1 protein-coding gene is annotated in these 1,029 nt (G+C 70.6%); it reads right to left on the reverse strand.

Going from position 1 to position 1,029, the window contains the following annotated elements; all coding sequences use genetic code 11:
• Positions 1-1,029, reverse strand: a 1,029-nt coding sequence (locus tag ACFVV1_RS40845; protein WP_390000718.1) for a beta-ketoacyl synthase N-terminal-like domain-containing protein, incomplete at both ends; no start/stop codon positions are given.

The following is a 1,029-nucleotide window of genomic DNA, read 5'->3' on the forward strand; positions in this document are numbered from 1 at the left end:
CTCCTCGAGGATGACGTGCGCATTCGTCCCGCTGATTCCGAAGGAGGAGATGCCCGCGCGGCGGGGGCGGTTCTCGGTGGCGGGCCACGGTTCGGCTTCGGTGAGGAGTCGTACCTCTCCGGCGGTCCAGTCGATGTGGGGGGAGGGTGCGTCGATGTGGAGGGTGGCGGGGAGCGTTTCGTGCTCCATGGCCTTGACCATTTTGATGATGCCGGCGACGCCTGCGGCGGCCTGGGTGTGGCCGATGTTGGACTTTACGGAGCCCAGGCGGAGCGGGCCGTTCTCGCGTTCCTGGCCGTAGGTGGCCAGCAGTGCCTGTGCCTCGATCGGGTCACCGAGCGGTGTACCCGTGCCGTGGCCCTCGACCACATCGACCTCGGCGGCTGTCACGCGGGCATTGGCGAGGGCCTGGCGGATGACGCGTTCCTGCGAGGGGCCGTGGGGGGCGGTGAGTCCGTTGGAGGCGCCGTCCTGGTTGATGGCGCTGCCGCGGATGACGCCGAGGATGCGGTGGCCGTTGCGCTGGGCGTCGGAGAGGCGTTCCAGGACGAGGAGTCCGGCGCCCTCGGCCCAGCCGACGCCGTCGGCCGCGGCCGAGTACGCCTTGCACAGCCCGTCCGGGGAGACCCCGCGCTGGCGGCTGAACTCGACGAACACGCTCGGCCTGGCCAGCACGGTGACACCGCCGACCAGTGCGAGCGAACACTCCTTGGCCCGCAGGGACTTGAGGGCCATGTCCACGGCGACCAGGGAGGAGGAGCAGGCGGTGTCCACGGACACGGCCGGGCCTTCGAAGCCGAAGGTGTAGCTGAGGCGTCCGGAGGCGACGCTGCCCGCGGAGGCGATGGTCATGTACCCCTCGATCTCCGCGCGCCGGTCGCTCTGCTGGGCGACGAAGCCGTAGTCCTGGTACATCACCCCGCAGAAGACGCCGGTGTCACTGCCGCGCAGCCGCGTGATGTCGATGCCGGCGTCCTCGAACGCCTCCCACGCCGTCTCCAGCAGCAGCCGCTGCTGCGGGTCGACGGC

It is taken from the genome of Streptomyces sp. NPDC058092, assembly GCF_042884935.1.
Lineage (GTDB): Bacteria > Actinomycetota > Actinomycetes > Streptomycetales > Streptomycetaceae > Streptomyces.